Source organism: Leptolyngbya subtilissima AS-A7, assembly GCF_039962255.1.
In the GTDB taxonomy this organism is placed as follows: domain Bacteria; phylum Cyanobacteriota; class Cyanobacteriia; order Phormidesmidales; family Phormidesmidaceae; genus Nodosilinea.
Genome location: NZ_JAMPKY010000001.1, coordinates 441887 through 458875 on the forward strand (window position 1 = coordinate 441887; position 16989 = coordinate 458875).

Annotated in this window: 14 protein-coding genes and 1 tRNA gene; 7 read left to right on the plus strand and 8 right to left on the minus strand. The window is 56.8% G+C overall.

Translation table 11 applies throughout. The features are described 5' to 3' along the window. Window positions 1-94 precede the first annotated feature (94 nt). Window positions 95-1258 (minus strand): GuaB3 family IMP dehydrogenase-related protein, encoded by a 1164-nt coding sequence (locus NC979_RS02050; RefSeq protein WP_190523247.1) that lies wholly within the window; start codon window positions 1256-1258, stop codon window positions 95-97. A gap of 169 nt (window positions 1259-1427) precedes the next feature. On the opposite strand from NC979_RS02050, the gene NC979_RS02055 reads away from it, so the two are divergent. The 4 genes from NC979_RS02055 to NC979_RS02070 all read left to right on the plus strand — a co-directional run bounded on the left by NC979_RS02055 (window position 1428) and on the right by NC979_RS02070 (window position 5834). Next, complete coding sequence (locus NC979_RS02055) at window positions 1428-2132, plus strand: NAD-binding protein (RefSeq protein WP_190523249.1); 705 nt, start codon at window positions 1428-1430, stop codon at window positions 2130-2132. A gap of 3 nt (window positions 2133-2135) precedes the next feature. Next, window positions 2136-3308 carry an anhydro-N-acetylmuramic acid kinase gene (locus tag NC979_RS02060; protein ID WP_190523251.1) on the plus strand — a complete coding sequence of 391 codons (1173 nt, stop codon included), beginning with the start codon at window positions 2136-2138 and terminating at the stop codon, window positions 3306-3308. 147 nt (window positions 3309-3455) lie between these two features. Then, window positions 3456-3917, plus strand: a complete 462-nt coding sequence (locus NC979_RS02065) for a hypothetical protein (RefSeq protein WP_190523254.1) — start codon at window positions 3456-3458, stop codon at window positions 3915-3917. A gap of 375 nt (window positions 3918-4292) precedes the next feature. Next, window positions 4293-5834 carry a serine/threonine protein kinase gene (locus NC979_RS02070; protein WP_190523256.1) on the plus strand — a complete coding sequence of 514 codons (1542 nt, stop codon included), beginning with the start codon at window positions 4293-4295 and terminating at the stop codon, window positions 5832-5834. A 137-nt stretch (window positions 5835-5971) separates the two neighbouring features. Here the strand turns inward: NC979_RS02070 and NC979_RS02075 are convergent, their stop codons facing one another. The 7 genes from NC979_RS02075 to NC979_RS02105 all read right to left on the minus strand — a co-directional run bounded on the left by NC979_RS02075 (window position 5972) and on the right by NC979_RS02105 (window position 15769). Beyond that, window positions 5972-6844, minus strand: a complete 873-nt coding sequence (locus NC979_RS02075) for a universal stress protein (RefSeq protein ID WP_190523259.1) — start codon at window positions 6842-6844, stop codon at window positions 5972-5974. 601 nt (window positions 6845-7445) lie between these two features. Next, window positions 7446-7640, minus strand: a complete 195-nt coding sequence (locus NC979_RS02080) for an NblA/ycf18 family protein (protein WP_190523260.1) — start codon at window positions 7638-7640, stop codon at window positions 7446-7448. Window positions 7641-8166: 526 nt separating this feature from the next. After that, the gene (locus tag NC979_RS02085; protein WP_190523263.1) at window positions 8167-8919 is read right to left on the minus strand and encodes a PP2C family protein-serine/threonine phosphatase; all 753 of its coding nucleotides are present in this window, start codon (window positions 8917-8919) and stop codon (window positions 8167-8169) included. A gap of 20 nt (window positions 8920-8939) precedes the next feature. Next, a complete protein-coding gene (locus NC979_RS02090; RefSeq protein ID WP_347403978.1) occupies window positions 8940-10823 on the minus strand; it encodes an ABC1 kinase family protein in 1884 nt (627 codons plus the stop codon). A 110-nt stretch (window positions 10824-10933) separates the two neighbouring features. After that, on the minus strand, window positions 10934-11263 hold the full coding sequence (locus NC979_RS02095) for a DUF6825 family protein (RefSeq protein WP_190523265.1): 330 nt from the start codon (window positions 11261-11263) through the stop codon (window positions 10934-10936). A 124-nt stretch (window positions 11264-11387) separates the two neighbouring features. Beyond that, on the minus strand, window positions 11388-12911 hold the full coding sequence (locus tag NC979_RS02100) for a protein kinase family protein (RefSeq protein ID WP_190523266.1): 1524 nt from the start codon (window positions 12909-12911) through the stop codon (window positions 11388-11390). An 83-nt stretch (window positions 12912-12994) separates the two neighbouring features. Next, the gene (locus tag NC979_RS02105; RefSeq protein ID WP_190523269.1) at window positions 12995-15769 is read right to left on the minus strand and encodes a CBS domain-containing protein; all 2775 of its coding nucleotides are present in this window, start codon (window positions 15767-15769) and stop codon (window positions 12995-12997) included. Between the two features lie 151 nt (window positions 15770-15920). On the opposite strand from NC979_RS02105, the gene psbZ reads away from it, so the two are divergent. From psbZ to NC979_RS02120, 3 genes are all read left to right on the plus strand, one after another. Beyond that, on the plus strand, window positions 15921-16109 hold the full coding sequence (psbZ, locus tag NC979_RS02110) for a photosystem II reaction center protein PsbZ (RefSeq protein ID WP_017301429.1): 189 nt from the start codon (window positions 15921-15923) through the stop codon (window positions 16107-16109). Window positions 16110-16121: 12 nt separating this feature from the next. Then, entirely contained in the window at window positions 16122-16697 is a 576-nt protein-coding gene (ribH, locus tag NC979_RS02115; protein WP_190523271.1) for a 6,7-dimethyl-8-ribityllumazine synthase, read from the plus strand. A gap of 115 nt (window positions 16698-16812) precedes the next feature. Further along, window positions 16813-16884, plus strand: a tRNA-Gly gene (locus tag NC979_RS02120). Window positions 16885-16989 lie beyond the last annotated feature (105 nt).

Genomic DNA, 16989 nt, shown 5'->3' on the forward strand with positions numbered 1-16989 from the left:
TAGAGAATTTCTAGAACCCCTACAAAAAAAGGCTTTTGGAAATCTAGATTTCCAAAAGCCTTTTCTTAAGCAAGCGAGTCTCTGACAGTCTGGCTTATTTACCCATGCCGAGCTGCTGAGCTTTTTGGTAAACCTTACCCTCCGTCAGCAGCGAGGGAGCAATTACTACCTCTACCTGCTGCATCTCCTTCAGGTCTTTAGCCCCCAGAGTGCCCATGCTGGTTTGCAGCGCCCCTAAGAAGTTGTGGGTGCCGTCGTCTAGCCCAGCCGGACCGCGCAGAATTTGCTCCAGACTGCCGGTGGTACCCACTTTAATGCGGGTGCCTCGGGGCAGCACCGGGCTAGGGGTAGCCATGCCCCAGTGAAAGCCGCGACCTGGGGCTTCGGCGGCGCGGGCAAAGGGCGAGCCGATCATGACCCCGTCGGCTCCGCAGGCGATGCACTTGCAAATGTCACCGCCAGTGACCAAGCCGCCATCGGCGACGATCGCCACATAGCGTCCAGTTTCGGCGAAGAAGTCGTCGCGGGCAGCGGCGCAGTCGGCCACAGCGGTCGCCTGGGGAATGCCAATGCCCAGCACTCCGCGAGAGGTGCAGGCGGCACCGGGGCCAATGCCCACCATGACGGCAGCAGCCCCAGCTTTCATTAGATTGAGGGCGACTTCGTAGGTGACGCAGTTGCCCAAAATTACCGGCATGGGCATCTCAGCGCAGAAAGCGGCTAGATCGAGCGGGCTAATGTCTGCCGGAGACAGGTGGGCAGTCGAGACCACTGTGGCCTGCACAAATACTAGGTCGGCTCCGGCTTCGGTCACTGTCTTGCCAAACCGAGCTGCCCCAGCGGGGGTGAGGCTCACTGCCGCCACCCCGCCCCCAGCCTTAATGGCTTGAATGCGCTTGGTGATCAGTTCGGGCTTAATCGGTTCAGCATAGAGGGCCTGCATCAGGCCGACAAATTCCTCTTTACCCACCGAGGCAATTTTGTCGAGGATGGGGTTGGGGTCGTCGTAGCGGGTTTGAATGCCCTCTAGGTTGAGCACGCCTAGGGCCCCCAGTTCCGAAAGCCGAATCGCCATGCCCACATCTACTACGCCATCCATAGCGCTGGCGATGATGGGAATCTCACGCTCAATGCCGCCAATTTGCCAACGGGTGTCGGCCAGGCTTGGGTCTAGGGTGCGAGGCCCAGGCACCAGGGCAATTTCGTCAATGCCGTACGCTCTGCGGACTACTTTGCCGCGACCAAGTTGTATATTCACGTCCTTACTTTACCCTCTGGGCCAAAACCATTAGGCTAGCCTAGCAAAAAAGAATTCTCGCCGTATAGCCATTGGGCTGAAACCCCGTTGTCAACAGGGATACCGATGGTGGGTGATAATATTGGTCAGGCTCAAGCTAGAGCAGTATTTTTAACGGGGAAAAACGGTTGTGAATCTGTCGTCGCTGACGTTTTTGCGCAAAATGCGATCGCCCAATCGCCAGTTTGCCGTGATTGGTTTAGGGCGGTTTGGTCGAGCGGTTTGCGCCACCCTCAACAACCTGGGTTATGAAGTGCTGGCTGTCGATACCAACGAGATCCATGTTAGCCAGGCAATGACCGACCAAATTGCCGCCCATGCCCTCCAGCTCGATAGCACCCAGCCTTCGGCGCTCCGTGAAGCGGGCATCACGGACTTTGATACGGTGATTGTGGCGATCGGCAACTATGTCGAAGAAAGTATCATCACCACCCTCAACTTAAAAGAAGCGGGGGTTAAGAATGTGGTGGCCAAGGCGTCGTCAGAGATCCACGGCAAGCTGCTCGATCGCGTCGGTGCCGACCACGTGGTGTTTCCAGAGCACGAGATGGGCTGTGACCTGGCGCGATCGCTGACCTCCCCCGGCATTCTCGATCGCTTCGAGATTGACCCCAACCACTGCATTGCCGAGATCATTGTGCCCCAAGCCTTTGACCAAAAAACCATCGTCGACCTTGATCTGCGCAACCGCTATGAACTCACCCTGCTGGCCGTTAGCCAAGACAACGAGCCCGAGCAGTTTGAGATTAACCCCAGCCCCGTCACCCGGCTCAAAGCAGGGGGGCTGATGGTGGTGATCGGCAGCAATAAAGGCTTAGATCGTCTACCGGTATAGCCCATGCGCGTGATTGGACTAATTAGCGGCACCTCTGTTGACGGCATTGATGCCGCCCTGGTTGATTTGGAGGGGCAGGGCTACGACCTGACAGTGTCGTTAGTCGAGGGGCTAGCCTATCCTTACCCCGACGAGCTGCGTCGGCAGATTTTGGCGCTGTGTGCGGGGGAGGCGATCGCCCTCGACCAACTGGCCGCCCTCGACGATGCTGTGGCCGAGACTTTCGCAGCAGCAGCCCAGGCGCTAATCGCCCAGGCTGGCCCCGCCGAACTGATTGCCTCCCATGGGCAGACGGTATTTCACCGGCCAGTGGGTAGACCGGCACTGCCTGACCAGGGACCAACGCGGCTGGCCTACTCGCTGCAGCTGGGGCGCGGGGTGGCGATCGCCCAGCAGACCGGCTTACCCACCGTCAGCAACTTTCGTCAAGCTGATATTGAAGCGGGGGGTGAAGGGGCACCGCTGGCGCCGATCGTCGATCTCTGCTTACTCAGCCACCCCATCGAGCGGCGCTGCGTGCAGAATTTAGGCGGCATTGGCAATGTTGCCTACCTCCCCACCTGGAACCGTCAGGACAGTGCGCCCAAGGTGCTGGGCTGGGATACAGGGCCGGCCAATTCCCTCATTGACATAGCAGTGCATACCTTGTCGGCGGGGGCGCTTACCTACGACGTTGACGGCGCTTGGGCTGCCCAGGGCACTCCCTGTCTGCCCCTGATCAGTCAGTGGTTGGCGCACCCCTACTTCACTCAGCCGCCGCCAAAATCCACCGGGCGCGAGCTGTTTGGTTGGGAATTCTTTGAGCAGTGCCGTCAAGATGCTCAGAGGGAGGGGTTAGCGCCGCAGGATTTGGTGGCGACCCTGACCGAGTTCACAGCGGCCTCAGTGGCCCAGGAGTACCGCACCTTTTTGCCCGCCCTACCCGATCGCCTGCTAGTGTGCGGCGGCGGCAGCCAAAACCCAGTGCTGATGGCGCGTCTCCAGGCGCGGCTGCCCGAGATAGTGGTGCAGACCACCGATGCAGTGGGAGTGTCAGCCAGCTATAAGGAAGCGATCGCCTTCGCGGTGCTTGGCTATTGGTATCGCCAAGGTTTCCCCGGCAACTTGCCCACAGTGACTGGAGCCATCTGCCCCGTTGTGCTTGGGCATAGTAATGATATTGCCCTGCCCCGCTAGATTAAAGGGTTGACGAGGCCCATACCCCAGTCTGAGCAATAGGGCGTATGCTTGAGAGGCACGGGACAGAGGATAGCGGGCTATGCCGGACATCAGCAGCGACACAACCGATGTCCCAGGCCATGTCAAAGGCTGAGGGAGCATTGTGTGGACCATAGCTTTTTAATTGAGCCTGGCCGGTGGACGCTCCAGGGCAACTGGATGGAGCGCGATCGCCTGCCTACGCCAGTGAAGGGAAAAATCCTAGTCGCCTGGAGTCGTGACGACTGGTTCACGATGGTGATGAAGCTGGCTTTGCCCGATACCCAGCCCAACGAGATGGCGCTTCAGTACCGGGGTCGGTTGACCAGCGGCGATTGCCAGTACACGTTTGTGCTGCAGCACAGCCTGCTAGGTCGGGTAGAAGGAGAGGGTTGGGTGGCACCTGACTCGATCATTCAGCGCTATTGGGCTTTGGGCGATCGCCAGCGCCGCACGGGCTTTGAGACCCTATATCGCCTCGACCACGATCGCTACCACCTCTCTAGCGGCATTATGACCGGCCACTACTTGACCAGCGCCATGGAAGCAACCCTTCATCTGCAGGGGACCTCAGCGCCAGGGATGTAAACGACCTCTCTATAAGTGCTTTCAGGAGAATGTACTACAGTAAAAACAACACCTTTTAGACGCGGCTGGGCATATTAACTCTATGGCCCTGAGCGGTGGGCTGGGTCCAGCCCGAGGTATTGCGGGGTGCACAACCGGGGTGAATGTTAGTCAACAGGGCATCAGCGGGCACCATCATTCCCTGGGCTAACCCTGTGGATCATGGAACTGGCTAGTTTCAGTTCGTTGGCTCGCTTGCCGATGCATATCTAACTTAGTTGAGGGAAGCGGTCAAATCCTGGGCCTCACATCCGTCGCCGCCCCTAGTTTATATTCTGCTTCGCTGCACACCCTTGCCTTGCCTGCCCCTCCCTGCCTTTTGGCTAATACCGTTCTATGGCTGACTCAAACCTGGGCTGTAAACTGGCCAATCGCTACGAATTACTAGAACCTATTGGCCAGGGTTCGATGGGTCGGGTGTATCTAGCCGAAGACCTGCTGCTGGGCAGCGTAAAAGTGGCCATTAAGCTGCTTTCCCAAACCCTACCTGGCGAAAAAATGCGCGATCGCTTTATGCAGGAGGCCATGACCTGTGCTCAGCTGGGCCAAAAAAGCATTCACGTCGTGCGTGTTACCGACTACGGCGTCAGCGACGAAGGGGTACCTTTCTACGTGATGGAATATTTGCAGGGGCAAAGTCTTAGCCATCTGCTCAATCTTCAGCCCCTGCCCATGCCTCGATTTTTGGGCCTGATTCGGCAAATTTGTCTCGGTCTTCAGGCTGCCCACGAAGGCATTATTCTCAAGACCCAGCCTCAGCCGGTGCCCATTATTCACCGCGACATCAAGCCCAGCAACATCATGATTGTGCAAGACCCTACCCTAGGGGAGCTGGCGAAGATATTAGACTTTGGCATTGCCAAACTCATGCAGGTCGATAGCGATCAGACCAATTGCTTTATGGGGACTCTGGCCTACGCTTCCCCTGAGCAAATGGAAGGCCGCGAGCTTGACGGTCGCTCCGACATCTACAGCCTCGGAGTAATGATGTTTCAAATGCTGACCGGCCATTTACCCCTGCGGGCCAGCAGTCATACCTTTGGGGGCTGGTATAAGGTGCACCAGACCCAGTCGCCCAAGCTCATGAGTGAGGTGGCCAGTGGCATTAAAATTCCTAAGCTGCTCGAAGACCTGGTCATGGGCTGTATGGCTAAGCTCGCCGATGAGCGCCCCCAGAGCACCCAGGAAATTTTGAAAATTCTAGAGCCGCTTCAGTCTCGCTACGTCAACGGCTTTCGCATTAGCCAGCGAATTAGCACTACCCTCAGCCGAGTGCCGGTCACTCGCCAGCCAACAGCTACCGAGTCGCTCCAGGACGACCAGGTCTGTAAGTTAACTGTGTGGCCTACCGCCAAGCCCGTAGCCGAGATTGTCTTTCCCCACTCGCTGTCCACCAGCCAAGGGCCTTTGGCCACCCTGTGGGCGATGATGCCCGAAGCCGAAATCAACCGGCGGCTAGTCAGCACCCGCTACAACACCTTTATTTGCACCATGGCTCCTCACCCCATGATGCTCTGGCTGACGGTGCTCTACAGCAGTTCCCATGGCGCGCGCTGGCTGCCCTGCTACCTTGACCTCAAAACGGCTTTGGGCCAAGACATGGCTGGGCTGCTAGGTAAAACCGGTAGCTATAAGCTGCTGCTTTTTGCATTAGAGAACCCGCGCCCTTGTGCCCATGTGCTGAGCTGTAATGTCTCCGACCCTCAGCGCAGTCTGCTCCAAGAGTGGGCACTGACTGCTCGCAGCCGTCCTTCCACCGGGGCGATCGCCACCAGCCGAGACCTGTTGCGCAACGAACTACAAACTAAGCTAAAACCCAAGGTGCTGCAAAAGCTAGAGTCGATCTACGTCGATACAGGCTCTAGCCTCTCTGACTAGAGCACCAGATATAGCCATTGTCAGATCGGTGAGGACATCCTGCAGGCCTTTGGAGCTATAGCTATACGTCAGTGCGCCATCCAAGTTTTTGCTGGTGGTAATAACTTGTGTCCAAGTGCAGTGGCAACGCTATATATTTAAGCCGGGAAAAACAGCACTGGATGCCAGCTGCTACGCAAAATTTCGCGGGTAAGGCTGGGGGCTGACCACTTGAGAACGCCGCCCAGGTTGCTAGAGCAGGCGGCGATCGCTCCTATATCGTGCGTTTCTGCTGTTTTCAAAATTTCTGTCAAGGGGTTGCCCTCGACGACGGTGGTGTTGACGACTAAATTGAGGGCAGCTAACTCTGACTGAAGCTGGTCGAGTTCCTGTTCAGCCTGCTTCAGGGGATTATTGCCCCTCAACTCCCGGCGCACGCTTTCATCGACAACCCATAGCAGCCGCACCCGCTCTAGCACCGAGTTAGGATTGTTTTTCACCTGCTGATGAATTTTTTTGAGCAAACTTTTGCCTCCCTGGGTGCCGTTATAGGGAACTAGCAGGTAACGGAACAGGTGAGCACAGCGCAGTTTTAGCTCAGCGGTAGTGTAGGTCGACACGAGCTGTGGCCGCAAAATAACGATGGGAATCGTTGTCTTTTCGGCCAGATTAGCGGTAGTGCTGCCAAAGAGTTTCTCTTCCAGCAGGGTGCGGGTTGGGCTGCCCAAAAAAATCACGTCGCTCTGGTGCTTTTTAGCCAGGCGCAAAATGCTCTCGCTGGCGCGTCCCATCTGTACCTCAACGGTTACATCGATGTCGCTGGGTACATCGCGCAGCAGGGTCTGCAAGCGCTGGCGAGGTTTTTCTAGCAGCTCTGGGCTGTCCCGCGGAATTTCCCGCTCCCCGTCTACCGAAACGTTGTGAAAAAACACCAGAGACTTAAACCCTCCAGCGACGAGGCTCGGCACAAACTGGGCAAGACGGTAGATACCATCGTTGAAGTCGGTACAAATGAGCGCGCGCTGAAACATAGGTCCCCCGTTCAGGTGCAACAAAGCGTACAAAATCTGCGATCGCTCAATCTGGCAATCGTGCGGCATGTCCCTACAGACTATTGGCAGCCGTTAGGGAAGCCCTTCTCTTTACCATAGCGTTAGATAGGGCCGTTTTAACCCCTTAAAGGTCGCAACTCCCCTCTGCTCGGAGGTTCTGTAGGTCAAGCTAAACTGCTTAGATATCGACGGTAGCGATGTCGACGTACCAAAAATCAGAAATTGGGTAGAACTGAGATCTAAACAAGGTTAGTTTGACCGACTTCCTATGCTCTCGCTGCACAGGGGCATTGGGTCATAAAGATAGCTACTTTAGCTGTGGGCCAAGGGGCAGAGACGCATTGCAAGCGGTTGATTTGAACCCTTAACACAACTATGGCTGTAAAAAGCGACTACAAAAAACGAGTGGGTTGAAGCAGGTGGACTTTGACTAACGGAACTAACGTGAGCTTCGATTCTACAGTTGATGAAAACGTTTTCTAGCATCGAAGGTGACGCCCCGGCATCCCCGGCCTGATTCAAGAGAATCGTGCAAGAGAGGGAGGTCGCCGTCTTCATGCTGTTTAGGCAACGCGAGAACCTAGACTTGGGGAGTTGGCCCAATTCCCCATTCGTGCTTAAGAAAGTGCTTGTACATCGTTTCTCGCATCATCATCTGCTCATACATCTTGACTAGGAACTGCTGAGCCTGCTCCCGGCTCATTTTGTCAACTTGGGTCTCAAAGGACCTCAAACTAAACTGCTGCTCCAAAGAGAGTTGCATCGGTTCGTTCATGGATTTACTCCTGTGAGAGAGAGAGAACAACACCCCAGTAATGGCTATAACGACCAAGCTGAGCCTGAGTTATGCCTAGCTGCACGGGTTAGCCTCCCTAAGGAAAAACCAATCCCAGCACATCTGGTTTCGCTACCGGAATAAGTTGTAGCCACAGTACCGGCCTAGGCCAATACGTAATGGTTTACAAATTATAACGATCATTTGACAAAGATCCACTTACTGGTGTTGTAAGCGAATATAACAAGCCATTCCCAAACCGTCATCTGTCGGCAGAGAATTTACAACTTTTAGCAATGTCTGCTAAGTAAAAATGCTCAGAGCAAACTTCTTGATGTATTCGGTTACTCGGGCCCAGACAGCACTGGTACAGGGGTGCGTTACCCGCATTATTGCGTGGTCACAGCATCTCCAGCCGCCTCGAATGAAGGTTGTAGGAGCTATCTTCAATGCGATTGCATCGCTCAAAAGACTGACTTGGTGCAAATAAAATACCTGCCTCTCAGCAGGTAGGTAGTCGCCCAAACTAGCTGTCTGTGCCAGAAGGTGCTGATAGATTTACGACTACCACCGTGATGTTGTCGCGGCCCCCCCTCTGCTTAGCAGAGTTAACAAGGGCTGTGGCCGCCGCCTCACAGGCGCGAATCGACTTTAGGTGAGAGGCAATGAGATGATCCGATAGTTCTTCGGTGAGACCATCGCTGCACAGCAGTAGGCGATCGCCACTATGCACCTCAATGGGTTGAATATCAATTTCGGCAAGGTCATCGCGTCCTAAGCACTGCGACAGCACGTGGCGCCACGGATGGCTGCGCGATTGAGCCGAGCTGACCTCGCCGGCTCGAATAGCTTTGGCAATCCAGGTGTGATCTTCGGTGAGCTGCTCTAGGTGGTGGCCCCGCAGACGGTAGAGGCGAGAGTCGCCGACATGGGCACACCAGGGCTGCGGATCGCTGTCGCGAAAGGTGACTAACACCACGGTAGTCCCCATGTCTGCCCGTTCGGGGTGACGCCTCTGGTCGTCGAGAATGGCATTGTTGGCCTGGCGCAGGGCTTGCTCTAGAAGCTGAGCCGTGGCTATTTCCCCATGCCAGTGCTGATGCAAAAAGGTCTTGATGGCGGCGGTGGCCAAACGGCTAGCTTCCTGCCCCCCAGCATGGCCACCCATGCCGTCTGCCACAATGAAAAATCGTCCCTCAGGGTCGATGTAGTAATCATCCTGGTTGCTGGTGCGCAGCAGACCTGGATCAGATAACCCTGAAAAAACACAATCCACCATAGCAAACTTGAGCTAAACCATTAAGGCAGTCGATCGGCCCGGTTGACCTGAAGCACCGCTCGCAAAAACGCGATTCCTGTACCCGCCGCCAGTACTCCAGGTACTAGGGCCAGCCAAACGAATTCAGATAGTACCAGTACCGTTGCCGAAAGGGTAAACGCCCCCACCAAAATGGCATAATTGTTGGCCATCGTGACCCCACTAATGCGGCGCAGGGCGCGATCGGTCTCAATCGAGCGCACTCGTACCCGAATGTCACCGCGCTCTAGTTTGTCGAGGGTGTCTTCGATGCGCCGGGGTAGGCCCAGGGCAGAGGTGCTGACTTGGGCAGCCTGGCGGCTGAGTTCACCCAGCAGACTGTTAGCTCCATCGGTCGGATTGCCATTGGACATAAGCTGTGCAGCAAACGGCCTAGCCGCTTCCATAAAGTTAAACTCGGGGTCGAGCCCTTTGCCTACCCCTTCCAAGGTAGAGAACGCCCGCATCACAAAGGTAAACGTGGCCGGAAAGCGAAAGGGCTGATCGTAGGCGACGGCGTAAAGGTCGTCGCTGATGGCATTGATGGACTGCTCCTCAAAGGGGCGGTCCATAAAGTTATCCAAAATATACTGGATCGAGCGACGCACCGGGCTCATATCATCGATCTGTGCCAGTGCCCCCAACTCCACTAGGGAGTCCATTACCTGCCCAGCATCACGCCGGGCTACTCCCATGAACGTACTCATCAGCCGCTGGCGAGTCATCGGCTGTACCTGGCCCATCATGCCGAAATCGTAGAAGATTAACGATCCATCAAGGCTAACGGCAACGTTGCCCGGATGGGGATCAGCGTGGAAAAAGCCGTTGTTCAACAACTGGTGTAGGTAAGCTTGAGCCCCCAACCGAGCCAGGCGCTTACGGTCTAACCCAGCGGCTTCAAGGGCATCATAGTGGCTAATTTTAATGCCGGGCATGTATTCCAGGGTGACCACTCGAGAGGAGGTCAACCGCCAGAAGACGCGAGGCACATTGACCCAGTCTTCGCCGCGGAAGTTGCGACGAAAGGTGTCAGCGTTGCGGCCTTCGTTGAGGTAATCGATCTCTTCCCATAAAATGCGGCAGCACTCTTCATAGATGCCTAACCAGTCGCGGCCTTTACCCCAGCTGGGATGGCTCTGAAAGTAGCGAGCGATGCCCTTGAGAATCGATAGGTCGATGGTGAAAAGCGATCGCAGCCCCGGGCGCTGCACCTTCACCACCACCTCATCACCGCTGTGCGTCTGAGCCCGATGCACCTGCCCTAGGCTAGCCGCCGCCAATGGAATCGGATCAAAGGTGCGGTAAAGGGTGTGGATGGGCTTACCCAAGTCAGCCTCAATAATGTCGCGGGCCTGCTCATAGCTGAAGGCCGGCACCCGATCTTGAAGCTTTGACAGTTCCTCCACAAATTCAATGGGGAAAATATCAGCACGGGTTGAAAAGAGCTGCCCTACCTTAATAAAGGTAGGACCCAAATCGAGTAGAGTTTCGCGGATCCATACGGCCAGCTCCCGTCGTCGGGCGGTCTGGGCTTCAGCCGTGATGGTGCCACCGTAGCTCCAGGCTTTGCCATAGAGCCATCGGGCCCACAGCAGCCGCAGTACAAAACCCCAAATATCGACAAAGCGACGTTGGCGGGAGTATCGGCCCTGGTTCCAGCGGTAAGAGTCTTGACGGAAAGGTGGCGCCTTTTCACCGGCAGCAGATGCCAGGCTCGCCGTGCTGGCTAGGCCCAATGGAATGGGAGCAGCTCCGTCTAGGGGGTCTTCGAAATGTGAATTATTTGGGCTGCCATTCATGCCTTCAACATAGCTTAAGTCGCCCTCGCCGTTGTCGAGAGGGGAAGGCAGCTTGGCCGATGCGGAGGAATCAGAAACAGCAGACACTCAAGTTCCTAAGACAGAAGGGATGGCAGCAACTTACAAACCGATATAGTTCCGGGCAGCAGCCCCGGCAGGCTTAGACCTGGCATGAGGCCAAGCCGGTTTTTTGACTTTTAGATCTGGGAAGTAGCCCGATACTGCTGTAAGGCAACGCGCACCTGGGCAATTTCGGCTCGCAGGTTATCAATAGTGGCCTGTAGATCGGTGACTGAGCCCGTTGAAGCCGATGCTGTGTTCCCCATGGAGGGTTCTCCAGCTTCTGCCTCTACCTGCTGAGCCCGAGCCATTACTTCTTCCGTAAATTGGCGAAAGTATTCCCGCTGCTCGGCGTCAAACTTACCCACTAGGCTCAACCCATCGGTCAACAACCGCTCGGCGCGCTCATTAACCGCATCGGCTAGGGCGCGGCCAACATAAAACGCATGCAGCACGGGGCTACTCATGGCAAACCTCAGGAAGAACGGATGATGTAGCGAAACTCGCCTAACTGTAGAGAATTATAACGTCCTTATTCCTCTAGCACCGGGCGGATATTGGGTTAAGTTTTGGTTTACTCAGCAAAACCGTCTAGCTAGATGACGGCATTGGGGCCGGTGGGGCTAGGGGTGCTGGGGCTAGGGGCGCTGGAGCTGCTTCTTCCGTCGGAACGGGCTCCACGAGGACTGGTGCGGGTAGCGGCTGCGGTGCTGGAGCGGGCTCCACAGGCAGTGGCGCGGGGTCGCTGGGGAATATGGGTTCAAACTCGGGCACGGGTTCGGGCTGGGTGGGCACCGGAGTTTCCCAGTCTTCTACGGGTTCAGGGATAGGCTCAGGGACAATTTCAGGTTGGGGCACCGCTGGGGGTGGGGCAGCAGGTTCTTGAGGGTTGGGGCTAAAGTCGGGTACTGGCGCCGAACCCGGGGGTGGCGTGTTGCTGTAGTCGGGGCGATCGCGCCGGGCTGGGGCATCGGCCCAGGGCTGCAAGAGGTCGTCGCCATTCCAGCCAGGGAGCGGAGGAAACGACTGATTGGGATTGAGCCGCTCTTGACTAGCAGAGCTGGCCGGCTGGAGCCGAGCATAGAAGCCAAACCCCAGGCCGCTGATTGTAGCCATCAGCCCAGTCACGACTAGAGCCAGCATTGGCAGCGAACGATTCTGGCGTTGGGTTGAGCCAACTAGGGTGTTGACCTGCGCAGGATAGTCAACTTTTGTTTGGGGTTGGGCTCCGGGGTCAGATTGGCCAAATACTACCCTGGTCGGGGGGCCGGTAAAGCGTTGAGGTGCTGCACTAGGTACTGCACTGGGTGCTGGTGTCGCGGGTAGCTGCTCAGGGGGTGGCAAAAGGGCTTTCCACTCCGCCAAAGTAACGGTGGGTGTTGGTTCTTGCAGAGTTGGTGTAGCCCCGGTTAAAGGCCTGGGGCTGCCCAGGGCTAAGGCCGTATTAACAACGGTGGGTAGCTCGGGGTGTCGACGACGAACTTCCACTGTTAGGGGAGCGTTGGTAGCCTCCGCCCGCTGACCAGTTAGCAAAAAATACAGCAGGTGAGTAAGTCCGCGCACCAGGGCTGGCTCTTCTGGGGAGACATTTTTGTCGATAGGTTGTGGGATGACGGGGGTGGATGGCGGCAGGTCAAATCCTGTGAACGTGATGGTCTGCTCCTGGGGCTCGTACCACACTTGATCAGGGGTCAATCGCAACCCGGCCCAGCCTAGGGGGTGGAGAGTCTCGAAGGCTTCTGCAAGGCGCTGAACAATAGCCATGCTGGAGCGAGGTGCCAGGGAGTTGGTTTCAGTCACCAGGCGATCGAGGGGGGTGCCGGGGGGGCTGACTAGGGTTTGATAGCAGACGCCCTCTTCTTCAAAACCGCTTAAGCGGGCTGGAAATGCTGCCTGCTTGAGGCTGTTGACTTGGTCGAGGTACCGATAAAACACCTGGCGCTGTGAGACATCGGGCAGGGTTGCTGGACTGCGACTGCCCAATATGCGCAGCTGAATCCACTGCCCCTTAGACACATCCATCGCTAGATAGACGGGGCCAACGGCATCTTCGGCCACCCACGCATCAATTACGTAGGTGCCGTTTTGAAGGGCGGTGCCCACGGCTAGGGTCATAAAAGCAGATGGGGTCGATGATCTTTGCCACTCTACCCCGTTCTTTACCTAGTGGGGGAGATGTGCCAGTATCTTCTTCCTCCTTAGGGTTGAGGATAGTGCTGCCTCAAGTAGGCGATCGCGTCGGCCTGGGTTGCGATCGCGCCATCGAGCTGCGCGGCAAACAGGGTCTCCAACATCGGCCTAAAACTGGGGCCGGGGCGATAGCCCAGGGTTTTGAGTTGATCACCGTCGATCAGGGGCGACGTAGGAGCCCACTGCATGAGGTAACGCCACAGGGTTGGGCCCAACTGTCGCGGATGGCGAGCACTGATCAGCAGGTGAGCGGGAATATCAGCTTGACTGAAGGCGGCATATAGCTTGCTGGGTGCGGGCTCAGTTGCCACGAGGGCCTGCCACTGGTGTTCCCATTGATCGAGGTTAGCCAGGCGCTCAATGGCGCGATCGGGCAGTTGTAAATGGGTGGCCAGGGGCGATCGCGCCTCAGCCGGTACGGCGGCGAGCAGCCCCTGGAGCCGCAGTAGCCAGGGCGGCCCTAACTCAGGCCAGCTAAAGTGCTTTGCCCAGCGGCTGAGGCGTTGCAGCTGCTGCCATAGGGCTGGATTCATAGTCAGCTCACTGTGGAGACAGTGCAGTGCTCCAAGCTGGTCTAGCAAAGTTAGCGCTGACTGCCAGTAAGGTGCCTCCAGGATGTATTTCAGCTCGTTTTTGAGCCGCACCTGCAAGGCCGGGGCCCGCCGCATCTGATGTTGCATTTGGCTGTAAACCCCACTGGCAATGGCGTGGTGAATGTAGCCTTCAGTCTGGGCGTCAAGGCTAAACCCCAGCCGCACCGCAAACCGCACCGCTCGGTAGATGCGCGTCGGGTCCTCAATAAAGCTGTTGGCATGCAGGACTCGAATGGTGCCCTGGCGCAGGTCAATGAGTCCACCAAAGTAGTCAAGCAGCTGCCCCGTCCCAGGATTAGTGAGCCGCAAGGCTAGAGCATTAATCGTAAAATCGCGACGGTAAAGGTCTTGCTGAATAGAACTAGCTTCGACTTCAGGGTTGGCGGCGGGGTAAGGGTAAAACTCCGTGCGGGCAGTGGCGATGTCAATCATCAGCCCGGCCAAGGGATGGTCCAACTCTTTGCGCCAGACCAGCGACGCCGTTTGAAATCGCCCATGTACCTGCAAATCGACCTCTGGAAATCGTTCTTTGATCACGGTCGCCAGGTCGACCCCAGCCCCTACTTGGGCATTGCTGAAGAATCCATCCACCACTAGATCGAGGTCCGGTAGGGCCGCTGAAATGGAGTCGGTACAGATCAGCAGATCGCGCACCGCGCCGCCCACCAGGTAGAGGTGCCAACCCCGCTCCTCGGCCGCTGCGGTGATTTGCTGCAAGATGCTTTGCAATACGGGCGACAAACTAGCCCCTAGGGCCTGCTGTAGGGCAATGGCAGTATGTGGGCCTGGGAGAGCGGGTTGGGCTAGAGGAGAGGGCTGCCCCTGGTGCAGGTGACGCAGCAGATCGGTGCGGGTGACGATGCCCAACAGCGCTCCTTGATGCAGCACCGGTAGGCGGCCGATGTCGTAGGTCACCATCAGATGCTCGATATCGGTGAGGGGGGTGTCGGGGGTAATGGTTTTGAGGTTGGTGGCCATGTAGCCCTTGACTGGAGCATGGCTAAAACCGTGGTGAAATGCCAGATCCAGATCGCGGCGGGAGATGACCCCGACTAGGCGATCGCCCTCATCGACCACCGACAGACCCGAGTGACCATAGCGCAGCAAAATCCGCTGAGCCTCGTGAATTGTAGTGTCGGGGCGAATAGTGCGCACCGGCGACGACATCAGATCGCGGGCGGTGGGCTGGCGGGGAAGGTGCGATCGCACCACCGCCATCACCTTCTGCACCGTTCCTAAAGGATCCTCCGTCGTGAGGCTGGCCGAGGCCGCTGCAGGATGTCCGCCGCCGCCTTGGGCTGTCAGCACCTTGCCCCAGTCGAGGCGATCGCTAACCCGGCCTCGGGCACGGCCAATTAACGTGAGTTTTTGCAGCCCCAGCGATGGACGGGACAGATCCTGGTTTGGCAAACTGGCGGATTCCGCTTCTTCTTTGGCGGCGTAATAGGCCCCAAATAGCAGCGCGTCGGCGTCGGCTAGAGCTATCAGTTGCTCTGCCAACCCCGATAGACCTGGCACGTATCCATCAACCTGTAGTAACACCCAGGCCAACGTGTGGCCTCCTACGGTCTCCACCTGGAGAGCGGCCATAGCCTCTGTCAACAACTCCTGCAGAGCGGGGCTCAGGCCCGGTTCTACAAAGTCGGCAATGACCGACAGACTGGCTCCATGGGCCATCAGCCAAGCCAGGGCAGAAGCATCCCGCTCCGTCGCTCCGTCGTACAGCAGCGAACCTGTATCGACGTGAATCCCCAGGGCCATGACCGTGGCTTCCGCGACGCTCGGCTCAATTTTTTCGTTTTGCAGGAACTCCACCACTAGGGTGGTGGCTGCTCCCACAGCCTCGAGCGTCGTCTTCTGAGCCTGCACCGTTTCGGCACTGCTGGGATGGTGATCGTAGATCTCGATGGGCACCTGGTTATGTTCGGCCTGGGTGATCCACTCGGCCGCTGGGCCAAAGCGATCGCGCTGCTGAGCATCGACCAAGGTGAGTCGTTCAATCTGGCTAGGATCCACCGATCGCCGCTCAATCAGCGGGTACTCGTCCCGGTGGAGGGCCAAGAAACGCTGCACCGTTGGATGGCAGCCCCCAGTCAGCACAATGCGGCACCCTGGCCGCAAGCGCGCTAGCCCCACGGCAGCCCCTAGGGTGTCAAAATCGGCGGTGGTGTGGCAAAGGACTAGGTCCATAAGTTTCGGGCCTTTTTGAGGGCCACACTTTCCGGCGGGGCCTCTTTCTGATAGCGTACTGGTTAGGGTAGTGTGGCTGTTAGCCTGGGCCATTCATCAGGTTGTTCACCGCCGTCTCCGCTGCTGTGTTTGAGAGAGCAAATATAAACCCATGGTAATTCTGTTTCAACTCGCGCTGTTTGCCCTGGTCCTGATGTCATTTGTGCTGGTGGTGTATGTGCCCGTAGCCTACGCCTCTCCCCAAGATTGGGATCAGTCCAAACGACTCATCCTGTTTGGCTCTGTGATTTGGGGCGCTCTGGTGGTCGTCGTTGGCGGCCTCAACTACTTTGTGGTGTAAATAAGAATATTTATGGCGGTTTTTGAAGGCACGTTAGTCTCCACAGGGTCTCCCCGGTTTGCCATTGTGCTAGGCCGATTCAACGATTTAGTTACGGGTAAGCTGCTGGAGGGTTGCCAAGATTGCTTGAAGCGCCATGGTATAGACGTTAACCCCGAAGGCACCCAGGTCGACTACGCTTGGGTGCCCGGCAGTTTTGAAATTCCGCTGGTGGCTCGGCAGCTGGCCCTTAGCGGCCGCTACAATGCGATCATTTGCTTGGGAGCCGTTATCCGTGGCTCGACGCCCCACTTCGACTATGTGGCGGCGGAGGTTGCCAAGGGTGTGGCGGCAGCGGGTTTCCAAACCGGTGTGCCAATCATCTTTGGCGTACTCACCACCGATACGCTACAGCAGGCCCTGGAGCGGGCGGGTATTAAGGCCAACCACGGTTGGGACTATGCCATGAGCGCTCTGGAAATGGCCAGTCTAATGGGAGTGATTCATTCGGCTATGGGCAGTGGTATGGGTAATGGCTCAGCCCGCTTGGCGCCTGGGATGCCGGTGGCAGCTCAAGCCGTCGTGGTTCCCGACGCGGATTCCATTTAAGACCAAAGACTGCCTAAGAAAATCCAAAAAAATGTTGACATAGTCACACTTTTTTGAGATTCTAGATAAAGTCAAAACCAGCGAAACGAAGTTGCTTCCGACACTGGTTTTTAATGCGGGTATAGCTCAGTGGTAGAGCGTCACCTTGCCAAGGTGAATGTCGCGCGTTCGAATCGCGTTACCCGCTTACTAAGTTGTTGTGCAGTTTCCTAAGTATCTAGACCTTGCTAGTTTTTAGAACTAACTGCTCACGGCTACTAGGCAAATGCTTCGTAGGTTCAAGTTAGCCTTG

What these genes read in the sequence shown, in the direction of transcription:
- NC979_RS02095 (WP_190523265.1), bottom strand. Translation starts at nt 11,263, where the DNA reads ATGAGTAGCCCCGTGCTGCATGCGTTTTATGTTGGCCGCGCCCTAGCC.
- NC979_RS02085 (WP_190523263.1), bottom strand. Translation starts at nt 8,919, where the DNA reads ATGGTGGATTGTGTTTTTTCAGGGTTATCTGATCCAGGTCTGCTGCGC.
- ribH (WP_190523271.1), top strand. Translation starts at nt 16,122, where the DNA reads ATGGCGGTTTTTGAAGGCACGTTAGTCTCCACAGGGTCTCCCCGGTTT.
- NC979_RS02100 (WP_190523266.1), bottom strand. Translation starts at nt 12,911, where the DNA reads ATGACCCTAGCCGTGGGCACCGCCCTTCAAAACGGCACCTACGTAATT.
- NC979_RS02060 (WP_190523251.1), top strand. Translation starts at nt 2,136, where the DNA reads ATGCGCGTGATTGGACTAATTAGCGGCACCTCTGTTGACGGCATTGAT.
- NC979_RS02070 (WP_190523256.1), top strand. Translation starts at nt 4,293, where the DNA reads ATGGCTGACTCAAACCTGGGCTGTAAACTGGCCAATCGCTACGAATTA.
- NC979_RS02075 (WP_190523259.1), bottom strand. Translation starts at nt 6,844, where the DNA reads ATGTTTCAGCGCGCGCTCATTTGTACCGACTTCAACGATGGTATCTAC.
- NC979_RS02080 (WP_190523260.1), bottom strand. Translation starts at nt 7,640, where the DNA reads ATGAACGAACCGATGCAACTCTCTTTGGAGCAGCAGTTTAGTTTGAGG.
- NC979_RS02105 (WP_190523269.1), bottom strand. Translation starts at nt 15,769, where the DNA reads ATGGACCTAGTCCTTTGCCACACCACCGCCGATTTTGACACCCTAGGG.
- psbZ (WP_017301429.1), top strand. Translation starts at nt 15,921, where the DNA reads ATGGTAATTCTGTTTCAACTCGCGCTGTTTGCCCTGGTCCTGATGTCA.